The sequence below is a fragment of the Streptomyces sp. AA4 genome (assembly GCF_000158875.1).
Classification (GTDB): domain Bacteria; phylum Actinomycetota; class Actinomycetes; order Mycobacteriales; family Pseudonocardiaceae; genus Amycolatopsis.
In genome coordinates this window covers 5,388,676-5,403,314 of record NZ_GG657746.1, presented here as the reverse complement: position 1 = coordinate 5,403,314, position 14,639 = coordinate 5,388,676, and the positions used below count along the sequence as shown (strand labels likewise).

Sequence of the window (14,639 nt, the reverse complement as noted above, 5' to 3'; positions counted from 1 at the left end):
AGGCCGAACAGGAGTGCTCCACGTGCCCAACGAACTCGCCAGCCGGCTGGAGCCGATCGTGGCCGAAGCCGTCACGACCGCGGGTTTCGACCTCGACTCGCTCGAGGTGCAGCAAGCCGGAAGGCGACAGCTGGTGAAGGTGGTCGTCGACTCCGACGACGGCGTCGGCCTGGACGAGGTCGCCGAGGTCAGCCGCACCGTCTCGGCCGCACTCGACGAGAACGAGCACGTGCTGGCGAGCGCCTACACGCTCGAGGTCACGTCGCCGGGCCTCGACCGGCCGCTCACCCAGCGGCGGCACTGGCGCCGCGCCCGGTTCCGCCTCGTCAAGATCACGCCCGTCGAGGGCTCCGCCTACCTCGGCCGCGTCGGGCACGCCGGCGAGAAGAGCGTGCGCGTGCTCGCCGACGGCCGGATCAAGGACGTGCACTACCAGTCCGTCGCGAAGGCAGTGGTGGAAGTCGAATTCAAGCAACCGCCCGCCGAAGAACTCAAAGCACTGACCGCGGACGAGGACGAGAAGAAGGAGGAGTCGAAGTGAACGTGGACATCGCCGCGCTGCGGGCGATCGAACGGGACAAGGACATCCCCTTCGACACGGTCATCGAGGCCATCGAGACCGCGCTGCTCACCGCGTACAAGCACACCGAGGGCCACCAGCCGCACGCCCGCATCGACATCGACCGCAAGACCGGCCTCGTCCGCGTCCTCGCGCACACCCTCACGTCCGAGGGCGAGGTCGACGAGGAATGGGACGACACGCCCGAGGGCTTCGGCCGGATCGCCGCGACCACCGCGCGCCAGGTCATCCTGCAGCGGCTGCGCGACGCCGAGCACGAGAAGACCTACGGCGAGTTCTCCGCCAAGGAGGGCGAGATCGTGGCCGGGGTGGTGCAGCGCGACGCCCGCGCCAACGCTCGCGGCATGGTCGTGATCCAGGTCGGCGACACCGAGGGCGTGCTCCCGCAGGCCGAGCAGGTCGCGGGGGAGTCCTACGAGCACGGCACCCGGATCAAGGCGTTCGTGTTCGGCGTGTCGCGCAGCAACCGCGGCCCGCAGATCATGCTGTCGCGCTCGCACCCGAACCTCGTGCGCAAGCTGTTCGCGCTGGAGGTCCCGGAGATCGCCGACGGCACCGTCGAGATCGCCGCGGTCGCCCGCGAACCGGGGCACCGGTCGAAGATCGCCGTGCGCTCGACCATTCCCGGCGTCAACGCCAAGGGCGCCTGCATCGGCCCGATGGGCGCGCGCGTGCGCAACGTGATGAGCGAGCTGGCCGGCGAGAAGATCGACATCATCGACTGGTCCGACGACCCGGCCAAGTTCGTCGGGAATGCCCTGTCGCCCGCGAAGGTTGTGTCGGTACGTGTCGTGGACGAGCGCGCCAAGACGGCGCGGGTCGTCGTGCCGGACTTCCAGCTGTCGCTGGCGATCGGCAAGGAGGGCCAGAACGCCCGCCTCGCCGCCCGCCTCACCGGCTGGCGGATCGACATCCGCAGCGACGCGGCCCCCGCCGAACCGGCCGGTCCGGGGGAGGGTGAGCAAGACCACGCCGGCCAGGCGCGGCCCGCCGCGGCAACCGGTTCGGCCGACTGAAGGTGCAGGCGCTAGACTCGACAACGGTTCAAGACCCGCGAAGGGCTACTGGGGACACCCCCGACCTCCAGCGCCACCGGCACGCGCCGGTGCGCACGTGTGTCGGCTGCCGGAAACGGGACTTGACCGCAGAACTGCTGCGCGTGGTCGCGGCGGACGGGCGGCTGGTCGTCGACGAACGTCGGCGGCTGCCGGGCCGGGGTGCGTGGCTGCACCCGGGGCCGGGCTGCCTGGCCAAAGCCGAGCGGAAGCGGGCGTTCCCCCGGGCCCTCCGGGTCCAGGGCGCGCTCGAGGCCGCGGGGCTGCACGACCACGCGGCGTTCGCCGCGGACGACGACGCCGGGACAAACCCGGGGTCGCGAGATACAAGGAAGCAGGTCGACCCGTCATGAGTCAGCCGTGAAGCTGAAGCCATGAACGCGCGACGATAAGGACGAGGTCAGCGGGTCTTCCGCCTGGCCTCCCCTAGATGAGGAGAGCTGTGCCAGGCAAGGCCCGCGTACACGAGCTCGCTAAGGAGCTCGGCATCACCAGCAAAGAAGTTCTCGCCAAGCTGAAGGAGCAGGGCGAGTTCGTGAAGTCCGCGTCGTCCACCGTCGAGGCGCCCGTCGCCCGCCGGCTCCGCGACGCGTACCCCGCCAAGGGCGGGAAGAAGCCCGGCCCCACGCCGGGACCGCGCCCGGCTCCGAAGCCGGCCGCCCCGCAGCAGCAGAGCGCCGCCGCGCAGGCCCCGTCCGCTCCGGCGCCCGCGCCGCAGCAGCAGGCCCCGGCCGGGAAGCCGGGCCCGCAGGCCGCCAAGCCGGCGGCCTCCCCGGCCCCGAAGCCCGGCGGACCGCGTCCCGGTCCGCGCCCGCCCGCACCGGCCCAGCCGGCCCCGGCGCAGGAGGTCCCGGCCGCCAAGGCCGAGCCCGCCGCGCCCAAGCCGGCCCCGAAGCAGCAGGACTCGTCGTCCGCCGGTTCGGTCGTGCCGCCCAAGCCGCAAGGCCCCAAGCCCAGCGGGCCGCGTCCCGGTCCGCGTCCCCCGCGGGTCGGCAACAACCCGTTCGGCGTCGGCTCCGGGTCCCCGGCCCCGCGTCCGCCCGCCCCGCGCCCCGGCCCCGGCCAGGGCGGCGACAACCGTCCCCCGCGTCCGGGCGGCGGCCAGGGCGGCGACACCCGTCCGCCGCGTCCCGGCGGCGGCCAGGGCGGCGGCAACCGGCCGAGCCCGGGCAACATGCCCCCGCGCCCGAACCCCGGCATGATGCCGGGCCGCGCCCGTCCGGCCGGACCGGCCGGCGGCCGAGGCGGTCCCGGCGGCGCCGGCCGTCCCGGCGGCGGCGGTCGTCCGGGCGGCGGCGGTGGCGGCGGCTTCCGCGGCGGTCCCGGCGGCGGCGGTGGCGGCGGCTTCCGTCCTGGGGGTGGAAGTGGCGGCGGCGGTGGCGGCTTCCGTCCGGGCGGCGGCGGTGGCGCCCCGGCCGGCGGCGGCGGTTTCCGCGGCGGCGGCGGTCGCGGCGGCCCCGGCGGTCGCGGCGGCACGGCGGGCGCCTTCGGCCGTCCCGGCGGCCCCTCGCGCAAGGGCCGCAAGTCGAAGCGGCAGAAGCGCCAGGAGTACATGGACAACATGCAGGCGCCCAGCGTCGGCGGCGTCCGCCTGCCCAAGGGGCAGGGCGAGACGATCCGGCTGCCGCGCGGCGCTTCGCTGACCGACTTCGCCGAGAAGATCGACGCCAACCCGGCTTCGCTGGTGCAGGTGCTCTTCCACCTCGGCGAGATGGTCACCGCGACGCAGTCCGTGTCGGACGACATCCTCGAGCTGCTCGGCGGCGAGATGAACTACGTCGTCCAGGTCGTCTCCCCCGAGGAGGAGGACCGCGAGCTGCTCGAGACCTTCGACATCACCTATGGCGAGGACGAGGGCGGCGAGGAGGACCTGCAGGTCCGTCCGCCGGTCGTCACCATCATGGGTCACGTCGACCACGGTAAGACCCGGTTGCTGGACACGATCCGCAAGACGAAGGTCCGCGAGAGCGAGGCCGGCGGGATCACCCAGCACATCGGCGCCTACCAGATCGAGACCGAGCTCGAAGGCGTGCCGCGGCTGATCACCTTCATCGACACCCCGGGCCACGAGGCGTTCACCGCCATGCGTGCCCGAGGCGCGAACTCGACCGACATCGCGGTGATCGTGGTGGCGGCCGACGACGGCGTCATGCCGCAGACGGTGGAGGCGATCAACCACGCGCAGGCCGCGAAGGCCCCGATCGTGGTCGCGATCAACAAGATCGACAAGGAGGGCGCGAACCCGGACAAGATCCGGCAGCAGCTCACCGAGTACAACCTCATCGCCGAGGAATACGGCGGCGACACGATGTTCGTCGAGATCTCCGCACGGGAGAACATCAACATCGACGGGCTTCTCGAGGCGATCCTGCTGACCGCGGACGCGGCTCTGGACCTGCGGGCCAACCCGGACATGGAAGCACAGGGCGTCGCGATCGAGGCGCACCTCGACCGCGGCCGCGGCCCGGTGGCCACCGTCCTGGTCCAGCGCGGCACGCTGCGCGTCGGCGACTCGGTCGTGGCGGGCGACGCCTACGGCCGCGTCCGCCGGATGGTCGACGAGCACAACGAGGACGTCACCGAGGCGCTGCCCTCGCGTCCGGTCCAGGTCATCGGGTTCACCTCGGTGCCGGGAGCGGGCGACACCTTCCTGGTGGTCGACGAGGACCGCGTCGCCCGGCAGATCGCCGAGCGCCGCTCCGCCCGCACCCGCAACGCGCTCAACGCGTCGCGCCGCAAGCGGGTCAGCCTCGAGGACCTCGACTCCGCCCTGAAGGAGACGAGCAGCCTCAACCTGATCATCAAGGGCGACAACTCGGGTACCGTCGAAGCGCTCGAAGCGGCGCTGCTGCAGCTGGACGTCGGCGAAGACGTCGAACTGCACGTCGTGCACCGCGGCGTCGGCGGCGTGACCGAATCGGACATCGACCTGGCGACCGCGTCCGACGCGATCGTGCTCGGGTTCAACGTCCGGGCGCAGGGCAAGGCGACCGAGCGGGCCACCCGCGAGGGCGTCGACGTGCGCTACTACACGGTCATCTACCAGGCGATCGAGGAGATCGAGCAGGCTCTGAAGGGCATGCTCAAGCCGGAGTACGAAGAGGTCGAACTGGGCCGCGCCGAGGTCCGGGACGTCTTCAAGTCCTCCAAGATCGGCACGATCGCGGGTTGCCTGGTCATGTCCGGCGAGATCCGGCGCAACGCCAAGGCCCGCCTCCTGCGCGACGGCAACGTCGTGGCGCAGAACCTGCCGATCAACTCGCTGCGCCGGTTCAAGGACGACGTGGTCGAGGTCCGCGAAGGGTACGAGTGCGGTCTCACGCTGGGCTCGTACAGCGACATCAAGGTCGACGACGTGATCGAGACCTACGAACAGCGGGAGAAGCCCCGTGCGTGAGTGACCGGTCCGGGGTGCGCCAGCCGCGCACCCCGGACCGCCCTCGCGGCATAACTTCGCTGCCTATGTTTGTCGGAGCCTTGGAGCTCGACCTGCTGCTCGACGACGTGCATTCGTTGAAGCAGAAACGATCCGTGGTGCGGCCCGTCGTGGCCGAACTGCGGAAGCGATTCGCCGTCTCGGTCGCCGAGGCGGGACATCTGGACCTGCACCGGCGCGCGCTCATCGGCGTCGCCGCGGTCGCCCCCGACGGAGAGCACATCCGGGACGTGCTCGACGCGTGCGAGCGGTTCGCGGCCGGCCGACCGGAGTTCGAACTGCTCTCCGCGCGCCGCCGGCTGCTCGGCCCGGACGACTAGCACCCCGGAAATCCGGAGAAGGAGACCTCAGCCATGGCCGATCCCGCTCGGGCACGCAAGCTCGCCAAGCGGATCTCGCAGATCGTGGCCTCGGCGATCGAACACGACGTCAAGGACCCGCGACTGGGCGCGGTGACCATCACCGACGCCCGCGTCACTGCGGACCTGCACGACGCCACGGTGTACTACACGGTGCTCGGCGAAAGCCTCGACGCGGAGCCGGACTTCGCGAGCGCCGCCGCCGCGCTGGAGGCCGCGCGCGGCGTCCTGCGCACGAAGGTGGGACAGGGCACCGGCGTCCGCTACACCCCGACGCTCACCTTCGTCGCGGACAGCGTCCCGGACGACGCCCGCCGCATCGAAGAACTGCTCGCCAAGGCCCGCGAATCGGACGCCGAGGTGGCCCGCCGGGCGACCGGAGCGCAGCCCGCGGGCGAGGCGGACCCGTACAAGGCTCCCCGTGCCGAAGAGGACGAGGAGCAAGCAGAAGAGGAGACGCGCGGCTGAAGCGATGCGGTCAAAGCCCGGTGTCACGCGACGCGGCCTGCTGTTCGGCGGTGCCGCGGCGCTCGTCTCCGCCTGCACCGGGCGCTCCGCCCCGGTGGTTGCGCCGGCCCCGGCTGCCCCGGCCTCCAGCCCGGCGCCCCTGAAAGCGTCGATCACGATCCACCGCAGGCATTCCGCGGCCCGCGGCCGGGACGTCGACGTCGTGCTCATGACGCCCGACGGAGTCCCCAACGCCGGCCTCCCGGTGTGCGTCGCCCTGCACGGCCGCGGGGCGAACGCCCGCACGTTCCTTGACCTGGACCTGCCCGCGGCCCTCACCGCCGCGGTCCGGTCCGGGACCCCGCCGTTCGCGGTCGTCGCGGTCGACGGCAGCCACTACTGGATGCCCGACGGCGACGACGACCCGCACCGCATGCTCACCGACGAACTCCCCGGCTGGCTGTCCGAATCGGGGCTCCGCCCGATGACCGGGCTCTTCGGCATCTCGATGGGCGGCTTCGGCGCCCTGAACCTCGCCCGCCGCCGCCGAGACGTGACCGCGGTGGCCACCTGCAGCGCGGCCCTGTTCCGCACCTGGCCCGACGCCCGGTCCCGGCACGTCTTCGCCTCCGAGGACGCCTGGACGGCCGCCGAACCGCTGCGGCACCTGGACGAACTCCAGCCCCGGGACCTCGGCGTCTGGTGCGGCGACGGGGACCCGTTCCTGGCGGCCAACCGAAAACTGATCAGCGGCGCCGCCCCGGCGGTCTCGCGGATCACGCCGGGGGCGCACACGTCGGGGTACTGGAAGGGCGTTTTGCCAGAGGTGATGCGCTTCCTCGGGCCGCGGCTGAAGTAGCGGAAGCACCGGTCCGGGTGGTCGTGCCCCCGGGAATTCAGACCGGCTTTCCCGCCACCACCAGATCGCGCACGATCGCCTGGTCCACCCGGTGCGCCAGCTCCTCGTACGGTCCCCCCGACCGCACCGCCAGCCCCGCCCGTTCCAGGATCGCCACCAGTTCTTCCCGCGGCAGCACGTGCGTGTTCCACGAGATCCCCAGCGCCCCGCCCGGCCGGAGCACGCGGTTCCACACCGGGATCGCCGCCGCGAGCAGGTCGCGCGGGCTGCGGGCCAGGCCGGTGTCGCGGTGGCTGCCGTGCTGCACGCCGTACGGTGCGTCGGTCACGATCAGGTCCACTGACGCCGGGCGGAGGACCTCGTCGGTGGTCAGGGTGTCCGCGTTGAGGTAGCTGAGCCGACGGGTGCGGCCCGCCTTGTAGTCGTCCTTGTCGAACGCGTACTCGATGTCCAGCCGACGCCCGAGGCGGACCTTGTTGCGGCGCAGCTGCCCGGATTCGGCGGTGTGCTTCACGCGCTTCGTGCGCAGCCACGTCTTCACGAACTGTTCGTACGCCTCGAAATCGCGTGCGTCGACGTCGAGGCCGGTCGCGTCGAAGCCGTACATCACGGCCTGGTTCAGCGTCGTCCCGCGACCGCACAGCGGGTCGAGCACGTGCAGTTCGCGGTCCGGCCAGTCCGCGGGGCGCGAGGTCGCCAGCAGCGTGAGGTTGAGCAGCAGCTTCGTGAACTGCTCATTCGTCTTGCCCGGGTACTTCTGGATGGTCAGCAGGTCCGAATCCGCTTTCGCCAGCGGGTGCACGGCGACCGGCCGCAGCACGCCGTCGCCCAGTTCGAACAGGGCGTACAGCGAGGAAAGGTTCGACAGCAGCGCCAGGTCTCGCTCGCCGAGCGGCGCCGCGCAGGCGAATTTCACGTACCCGACACCGCCGAGCTCGATCTCTTCGATCGCCGACACCTCGGCGGAAAGACCAGCGCCGAGGGCCGCCAGCTCGGCGCGCAGCAGCGCCGGCGACGAGGCGGCGTACACGCGGTTGGCGGAAGGCAGAACGAGGATCACGTACTCAGGCATCCCGCAGAGCGTAGCGTGGCACTCCGTGACAGCTTCCCTGGTACAGGACATCGAGGCCGCCGCCGCACTGCTGGCCGAGGCCACCGACGTGACGCTGCTCGGACACGTGCGCCCCGACGCCGACGCCCTCGGCAGCGCGCTGGCCCTCGGGCACGTGCTGCATCGCCGCGGCGCGCGCGTGCGAGTCGCCTTCGGCGAGCCGGACGAGGCCCCCGAAACGCTGGCCTGGCTGGACGTCGACGGCCTGATCACCCCCGTCGGCTCCCTCCCTCCGGCTGACGGCCTGTTGGTCGCCCTCGACACCCCGACCCTGGGCCGCCTGGGCAGGCTCGCCCCGAGGGTCGCCGCGGTCCGCGCCGCCGGCGGTTCGGTCCTGGTCGTCGACCACCACGCGACCAATGCCCGCTACGGCACCCACCACGTCGTGGACGACACTGCCGAAGCGACGGCGATCCTGGTCACGCGGATCGTCGAGGCGATGGGCGTCGAACTGGACGCGGCCGCCGCGCGGTGCTTGTACGCCGGGGTCGTGACGGACACGAGCGGTTTCCGCCGGGCGAGCCCGGAAACGCACCGGATCGCCGCCCGCCTCCTGGAAGCGGGCGCGGACCCGGGCGAGGTGGCCCGCCGCATCGTCGACGATCACCCGTTCGCGTGGCTGCCGATGCTCGCGCGGGTGCTGTCCGAGGCCCGGCTGGAACCCGAAGGGGCACAAGGATTCGGCTTCGTCCACACGGTGGTGCGCGCGGCCGCCGCGGCGACGGTGCGGCTCGAAGAGGTGGAGTCGGTGATCGACGTGGTGCGCGCTACCCGGGAGGCCGGGGTCGCGGCCGTGCTGAAGGAGGCCGGGCCGGGTCCAGTGTGGACGGTCTCGCTGCGGTCCGCGGGCGACATCGACGTGTCCGCGGCCGCCGCGGAGTTCGGCGGGGGAGGCCACCGCATGGCCGCCGGATGCACGGCGGAAGGCCCGGCGGAGGAGGTGCTGGACCGGCTCCGGGAGGCACTGGGGAGGGCGCCGCTGCTGCGCGCTTCCTGACCCGGGATGGGCGGCGCGCGGAGGGGTTTCGGCCGGTGGGGAGCGGGTTGTGCGGGCGGTGCGTGGCTGGTATTCGGTGGACCCCGCCCGCATCTTCGAGTTTCGCCGGTGCGTCCGGGCGACCGCTCGGGCTCGCGTCGCGGCCGGATCCTGCACCTGTCACCGGGAGCGGCGTAGTGGTGAGGTGGCTGGTGTTCGGCGGGCCCGTGCCCTCATCCTGAGACTTCACCAACGCGGCTGAGGGCAACCACTCGATGGCCAGATCCCCGCGCCGGTCACCGAGAGCGGCGCAGCCCGTCCAGCAAAAGGGTGACGACGTCATCCGCCTCGGCCCGCCACCGTGGCCGGTCATGGGCCGCGCCGATGCCGTGCAGCGCCATCATCACGGCACCGGCATCCACGTCGTCGCGCACCGCACCGTCCCGCACCGCAGCGGCCACCAGGTCGGCGACCGCCTCCTCCAGCGCTTGGCCGCCCCCGGCGAGAGCGCCTGAGCGATCCGCCAGGAGCGTTGCCAGCGTCCGCGCCAGGCCCTCGTGCGCGGCGATGTGGTCCACCATCCCGCGCAGAAAGGCCGCCAACGCCTCCGCCGCGGGCAGCGTCTCCTGCAACTGGCGGGCGCGCTCGCACAGCGCGGCGACTTCCCCGTGGTAAACCGCCTCGGCCAGGGCTTCCCGGGTGGGGAAGTGGCGGTACAGGGTGCCGGTGCCGACTCCGGCCAGGCGGGCGAAATCGTCGAAGCGCAGGTCGAAGAACTCGCCTGCGGCAAAGAGCTCGCGTGCCTTGGCGATCAGGACGTCGCGGTTGCGCTGGGCGTCGGCCCGCAGCGGCTTGTCGGCGGTCATGTGCTGCCTTCCGTCGGCAAAGGCAAAGCTGTCCTCCACGAAAGTGGAGATTGCCTCCGATTCGATCGTACCCTGCCCCTGCCGGTGTCCACTCGCGACAGCCGGGAGGCCGCGGCACCAATTAGGACTTCCGCAGCTCAGCGTCGGCCAAATTTCCTTGTCCGACAAGCGAATTCCACGCCCGGATCACCCGCCGGTGGTCGCCCCCGCCGGAATTGTCGGTCCCGGTAGCTACTCTCGTCCCGTGTCCGAAAACGCCACGACCACCGCCGTAAGCGGTGACCGCATTCCGCCCCGCCGAGTCTTCGGCCTCGCCGTGCCCGCGCTCGGCGTGCTCGCCGCCGAGCCGCTCTATGTGCTGGTCGACACTGCCGTCGTCGGCCATCTCGGGGCGTTGCCGCTCGCTGGCCTCGCGCTGGGCGGCGTGGTGTTGTCGCAGGTCTCCACGCAGCTCACCTTCCTGTCGTACGGCACCACTTCGCGCACCGCGCGGCTGCACGGCGCGGGCAGGCGCGCGGACGCGGTTCGCGAAGGCGTGCAGGCGACCTGGCTCGGCGTGCTGGTCGGGCTGGTGCTGCTGGTAGTGGGGCAGCTGCTGGCCGGGCCGATCGCCCGCGCGCTTTCGGGCAGCGACGAGATCGCCGAGGCGGCCGTGTCGTGGCTGCGGATCGCGTTGTTCGGCGCGCCGCTGATCCTCGTCACGATGGCGGGCAACGGCTGGATGCGCGGCGTGCAGGACGCCACCCGTCCGCTGCGCTATGTGTTGGCGGGCAACGGAATCTCCGCGGTTCTCTGTCCGGTGCTGGTGTATGCCGCCGGCCTCGGGCTGGAGGGGTCGGCGATCGCGAACATCGTCGCGCAGGTGGTGTCCGCGTCGATGTTCGTCGCCGCGCTGGTGCGGGAAAAGGTGCCGTTGCGGCCGGATTTCGCGGTGATGCGGGCACAACTGGGTCTCGGCCGGGACCTGGTGCTGCGCAGTTTCGCGTTCCAGGCGTGTTTCGTGTCGGCCGCCGCGGTGGCCGCGCGCACCTCGACCGAGGCGGTCGGGGCACACCAGGTGGTCCTGCAGCTCTGGACGTTCCTGGCGCTGGTGCTCGATTCGGTCGCGATCGCCGCGCAGTCGCTCGTCGGCGCGGCGCTCGGCGCGGGAGCGGCGCGGCAGGCGCGCGGGGTGGCCACGCAGATCACCGGATACGGCCTGGTCCTCGGCTGTTTCCTGGGCGTGCTGTTCGCGGCGTTGTGGAGCGTCCTGCCGCACGCGTTCACGTCCGATCCGGGAGTGCTCGGGGAAATCCCGCACGCTTGGTGGTTTTTCGTGGCGCTGCAACCGATCGCGGGGGTGGTGTTCGCGCTCGACGGCGTCCTGCTCGGCGCGGGCGACGCCGCCTTCCTCCGCACCGCCACGCTCGTCAGCGCCGGCCTCGGATTCCTGCCGCTGATCTGGCTGTCGCTGGCGCTGGGCTGGGGGCTGACCGGGATCTGGAGCGGATTGTCGCTGTTCATGGTGTTCCGGCTGGCGGCCGTGGTGGCGCGATGGCGGTCCGGGCGGTGGGCCGTGGTCGGCGCGGTGCGGGAGGCGTGACGGTCTGACGGCGAAACCCGCTCGCCGCCGGAGTACGGCGGATGCGAGGGTGGGCGCATGCCGAAGTTCACCCAGGTCGACGTCTTCACCGACGAGCTCACCCAGGGCAACGCGCTCGCTGTCGTGCACGGCGCGGACGGGCTGTCCGACGAGCGGATGGCCGCGTTCGCGAACTGGACGAATCTCAGCGAGACCACGTTCCTGCTGGAGCCGTCCGACCCGGCCGCCGACTACCGCGTGCGGATCTTCACCCCGGGCCGCGAGCTGCCGTTCGCCGGGCATCCGACGCTCGGGTCCGCGCGGGCGTGGCTGGCCGCCGGGGGAGAGCCGAAGGCCGGGCACCTCGTGCAGGAATGCGGGGCCGGGCTGGTCCGGGTGCGCCGCGACGGCGACCGGCTGGCGTTCGCCGCGCCTCCGCTGCTTCGCGGCGGTCCGGTGGCCGACGCCGACCTCGCCGCGGTGAAGCGCGGCCTGCACCTCGGCGACGCCGACGTGCTCGAAGCGCGCTGGGCGGACAACGGTCCCGGCTGGATCGCGCTGCTGTTGCGCGACTCGGCGACCGTCCTCGCGATCGAACCGGACTTCGCCGCGCTCGGCTCGTACAAGGTGGGCGTCGCCGGTGCGCAGCCGGCCGGTTCCGAAACGGCGTTCGAGGTCCGCGCGTTCAGCGACGTCGTCGAGGATCCGGTCACCGGCAGCCTCAACGCGGCGCTCGGCCAGTGGCTGATCGGCGACGGCATCGCGCCGGAGTCCTACGTCGCGGCGCAGGGCACGCGGCTGGGCAGGCGCGGGCGGGTGCACGTCGAACGGGACGGCGACGACGTGTGGGTCGGCGGCGAAACGGTCGTCGGCATCCGGGGCGAAGTGGATCTGTGGTGAAGCACACCCCGGTCACGGCTATGTATCGAGGTTGCTGAGGCGATACAACTATCGAGGCGGCAGCGTCGTCGTCCTCCTTTGTCCCGACGCTCGCCCGCACTCTGGAGGAACTCTTGACGCCCGCCGGCCGCGCCCCTGTCCGGTCCTGGCTCATCTGGCTCACCGCGGTCACGGTGTACCTGCTCGCCGTTTTCCACCGCACTTCGTTCGGCGTCGCCGGGCTGAAGGCGGCCGAACGCTTCGGCGTCGGCTCCGCCGCGCTCGGCATCTTCACCGTCCTGCAGGTCGGCGTCTACGCGGCCATGCAGATCCCGACCGGCGTGCTGGTCGACCGCTACGGCCCGCGCCGCGTCCTCACCGCCGCCGTCCTGATCCTCGGCTCCGGGCAGCTGCTGCTCGGGCTCGCCGACACCTACGCGCTCGGCCTGGTCGCCCGCGCCGTCCTCGGCCTCGGCGACGCGCTCACGTTCGTCAGCGTCCTGCGTCTCGTCGCGGCGCACTTCCCCGCGCACCGGTACGCGTTGCTCGCGTCGTTCACGTCGTGCGTCGGTTACATCGGCAACCTCATCGCGACCGTCCCGCTCACCTTGCTCCTCGACGGTCCAGGATGGACAGTCACCTTCCTCGCGGTCGGCGCGGTGACGGTGCTGTACTCGGTGCCGGTCGCGTTGCGCGTCCGCGACACCCCCGACGGCGTGCCGGAGCGCAAACGCGAACCCGTGCGCCCGGCGGAACTCGGCCGGCAGGTCAAACTGGCCTGGCGCACCCCCGGCACCCGGCTGGGTTTCTGGGTGCACTTCTCGACGATGTTCGCGCCGAACGTGCTGACCCTGTTGTGGGGCATGCCTTTCCTGGTGCAGGGCGAGGGTCTGCCCGCCGCGACCGCCAGCGCGCTGCTGACCGTCTTCGTGTTCGGCTCCATGGCGGGCGGCCCGCTGCTGGGCGCGGTGATCGGCCGCGCTCCGGCGCTGCGGGTGCCGCTGGTCATCGGCTACCTCGCCGGAGCGGCGATCGTGTGGGCGGTGCTGCTCGGCTGGAACGGCCACGTCCCGGTGGGCGTCCTCGTCCCGGCTTTCGCGTTCCTCACCCTGGGCGGCCCGGCGTCGATGATCGGCTTCGCCATCGCCCGCGACTACAACCCGCTGTCCCGCGTCGGCACCGCCACCGGGGTAGTGAACGTCGGCGGCTTCCTGGCGACCACCGTGACGGCGCTCCTGATCGGCATCCTGCTCCAGGCGACCGGCGGCAACTTCCGGATTTCGCTGCTGGTCGTCGTGGCCGTGCTGGCCCTGGGCGCGTCCCGGATGCTGGTGTGGTGGCGGCGGGCCCGCGCCCAGGTGTTCGCCGCGGAGGCGCGCGGGGAAGAAGTCCCGGTCCGGATCCGGCGGCATCGCTGGGACCGGGCGCCGGAAGAAGCCGTCGCCGCCTGAGCCAGCCGGGTCTCGTGAGCGGTGCCGCTGGCGAGACCCGCATCGCCCGGCCCCGAACCGGGCGCCGACCGCGAAACCCCGCCTAGGTAGGGTTTCCGCCGTGTCTCGCCCGAAAGAACCGCGTCGTCCCGCCCCTCCTCCCGGACTGCTCATCGTCGACAAACCGGCGGGCATGACGTCGCACGACGTGGTCGCGCGGGCGCGGCGGATCATGGGCACCCGCAAGGTCGGCCACGCCGGCACGCTCGACCCGATGGCGACCGGCGTGCTCGTGCTCGGCATCGAACGCGCCACCAAACTCCTCGGGCACCTCGCCCTCGACCGCAAGACCTACCTCGCCACCCTGTCGCTCGGCCGGTCCACCACCACCGACGACGCCGAGGGCGAACCGCTCGAAAACGATGCCGCGCCGGAAACCCTCGCCGCGGTCACCGACGAGCAGATCGCCGACGGCGTCGCGCAGCTGACCGGTGACATCCAGCAGGTGCCCAGCGCGGTCTCCGCGGTCAAGATCGACGGCAAGCGCGCCTACGCCCGGGTGCGCGCGGGCGAGGACGTCGTCCTCCCGCCGCGGCCGGTGACCGTGCACCGGTTCGACGTTCTCGGCCTTCGCCGCGAGGACGACCGGATCGAACTCGACGCGGTCGTCGAATGCTCGTCCGGCACCTACGTCCGCGCGCTCGCCCGCGATCTCGGCGCGGGACTCGGCGTCGGCGGGCACCTGAAAGCCTTGCGCCGCACCACAGTCGGGCCGTTCACGCTCGCCCGCGCGCGCACGCTCGACCAGCTCGAAGAAAAGCCCGAACTGTCCCTGGACCTCGACGCCGCCGTCGCCGCTGCGTTCCCGCGCCGGGATCTCGACGCCGCCACCGCCAAGGCCGTGCAGTACGGCAGGCGCATCCCCGCCGCGGGAATCGCCGGCACGTACGGCCTGTTCGCGCCGGACGGCCACGTGCTCGCGCTGGCCTCGGACGCCGAGGGAGTGACCCGCTCGGTGGTGGTCCTCCTGCCCGCATAGGGTGGGGGCAAAGGCACCTTGCTCGGGGAGAGTTGACAACA

At 72.3% G+C, this 14,639-nt stretch carries 14 protein-coding genes; 12 read left to right on the top strand and 2 right to left on the bottom strand.

The features are described 5' to 3' along the window. Positions 1-22 precede the first annotated feature (22 nt). The 7 genes from rimP (at position 23) to SSMG_RS24680 (ending at position 6,736) form a co-directional block, all read left to right on the top strand. The gene (rimP, locus tag SSMG_RS24710; protein ID WP_037714739.1) at positions 23-541 is read left to right on the top strand and encodes a ribosome maturation factor RimP; all 519 of its coding nucleotides are present in this window, start codon (positions 23-25) and stop codon (positions 539-541) included. Further along, complete coding sequence (gene nusA, locus SSMG_RS24705; protein ID WP_037714737.1) at positions 538-1,596, top strand: transcription termination factor NusA; 1,059 nt, start codon at positions 538-540, stop codon at positions 1,594-1,596. Before rimP ends, nusA begins: the two co-directional genes overlap by 4 nt. Before the next feature lie 89 nt (positions 1,597-1,685). Beyond that, positions 1,686-1,988 carry a YlxR family protein gene (locus tag SSMG_RS24700; protein WP_050788270.1) on the top strand — a complete coding sequence of 101 codons (303 nt, stop codon included), beginning with the start codon at positions 1,686-1,688 and terminating at the stop codon, positions 1,986-1,988. Between the two features lie 89 nt (positions 1,989-2,077). Then, entirely contained in the window at positions 2,078-5,032 is a 2,955-nt protein-coding gene (infB, locus tag SSMG_RS24695; RefSeq protein WP_009080503.1) for a translation initiation factor IF-2, read from the top strand. A 65-nt stretch (positions 5,033-5,097) separates the two neighbouring features. Further along, positions 5,098-5,391, top strand: coding sequence for a DUF503 domain-containing protein (locus SSMG_RS24690; RefSeq protein ID WP_009080501.1), 294 nt, complete (start codon positions 5,098-5,100; stop codon positions 5,389-5,391). A gap of 33 nt (positions 5,392-5,424) precedes the next feature. After that, positions 5,425-5,898, top strand: a complete 474-nt coding sequence (gene rbfA / locus SSMG_RS24685; protein ID WP_009080499.1) for a 30S ribosome-binding factor RbfA — start codon at positions 5,425-5,427, stop codon at positions 5,896-5,898. Between the two features lie 4 nt (positions 5,899-5,902). After that, the gene (locus SSMG_RS24680) at positions 5,903-6,736 is read left to right on the top strand and encodes an alpha/beta hydrolase family protein (protein WP_037714735.1); all 834 of its coding nucleotides are present in this window, start codon (positions 5,903-5,905) and stop codon (positions 6,734-6,736) included. 37 nt (positions 6,737-6,773) lie between these two features. Here the strand turns inward: SSMG_RS24680 and SSMG_RS24675 are convergent, their stop codons facing one another. Further along, positions 6,774-7,808: a TRM11 family methyltransferase gene (locus SSMG_RS24675; RefSeq protein WP_037714732.1), complete on the bottom strand. Its 1,035-nt coding sequence runs from the start codon at positions 7,806-7,808 to the stop codon at positions 6,774-6,776. Positions 7,809-7,833: 25 nt separating this feature from the next. Here SSMG_RS24675 and SSMG_RS24670 point away from each other — a divergent pair, with 25 nt between their 5' ends. Then, complete coding sequence (locus SSMG_RS24670) at positions 7,834-8,844, top strand: bifunctional oligoribonuclease/PAP phosphatase NrnA (protein ID WP_009080496.1); 1,011 nt, start codon at positions 7,834-7,836, stop codon at positions 8,842-8,844. A gap of 275 nt (positions 8,845-9,119) precedes the next feature. Here the strand turns inward: SSMG_RS24670 and SSMG_RS24665 are convergent, their stop codons facing one another. Beyond that, the gene (locus SSMG_RS24665) at positions 9,120-9,689 is read right to left on the bottom strand and encodes a TetR/AcrR family transcriptional regulator (RefSeq protein WP_037714728.1); all 570 of its coding nucleotides are present in this window, start codon (positions 9,687-9,689) and stop codon (positions 9,120-9,122) included. 244 nt (positions 9,690-9,933) lie between these two features. On the opposite strand from SSMG_RS24665, the gene SSMG_RS24660 reads away from it, so the two are divergent. From SSMG_RS24660 to truB, 4 genes are all read left to right on the top strand, one after another. Further along, the gene (locus tag SSMG_RS24660) at positions 9,934-11,271 is read left to right on the top strand and encodes an MATE family efflux transporter (protein ID WP_009080489.1); all 1,338 of its coding nucleotides are present in this window, start codon (positions 9,934-9,936) and stop codon (positions 11,269-11,271) included. 57 nt (positions 11,272-11,328) lie between these two features. Next, the gene (locus SSMG_RS24655; protein WP_009080488.1) at positions 11,329-12,150 is read left to right on the top strand and encodes a PhzF family phenazine biosynthesis protein; all 822 of its coding nucleotides are present in this window, start codon (positions 11,329-11,331) and stop codon (positions 12,148-12,150) included. 113 nt (positions 12,151-12,263) lie between these two features. Further along, positions 12,264-13,580 (top strand): nitrate/nitrite transporter, encoded by a 1,317-nt coding sequence (locus SSMG_RS24650; RefSeq protein ID WP_037714724.1) that lies wholly within the window; start codon positions 12,264-12,266, stop codon positions 13,578-13,580. A gap of 100 nt (positions 13,581-13,680) precedes the next feature. Next, positions 13,681-14,598, top strand: coding sequence for a tRNA pseudouridine(55) synthase TruB (gene truB / locus SSMG_RS24645; protein WP_009080484.1), 918 nt, complete (start codon positions 13,681-13,683; stop codon positions 14,596-14,598). Positions 14,599-14,639 lie beyond the last annotated feature (41 nt).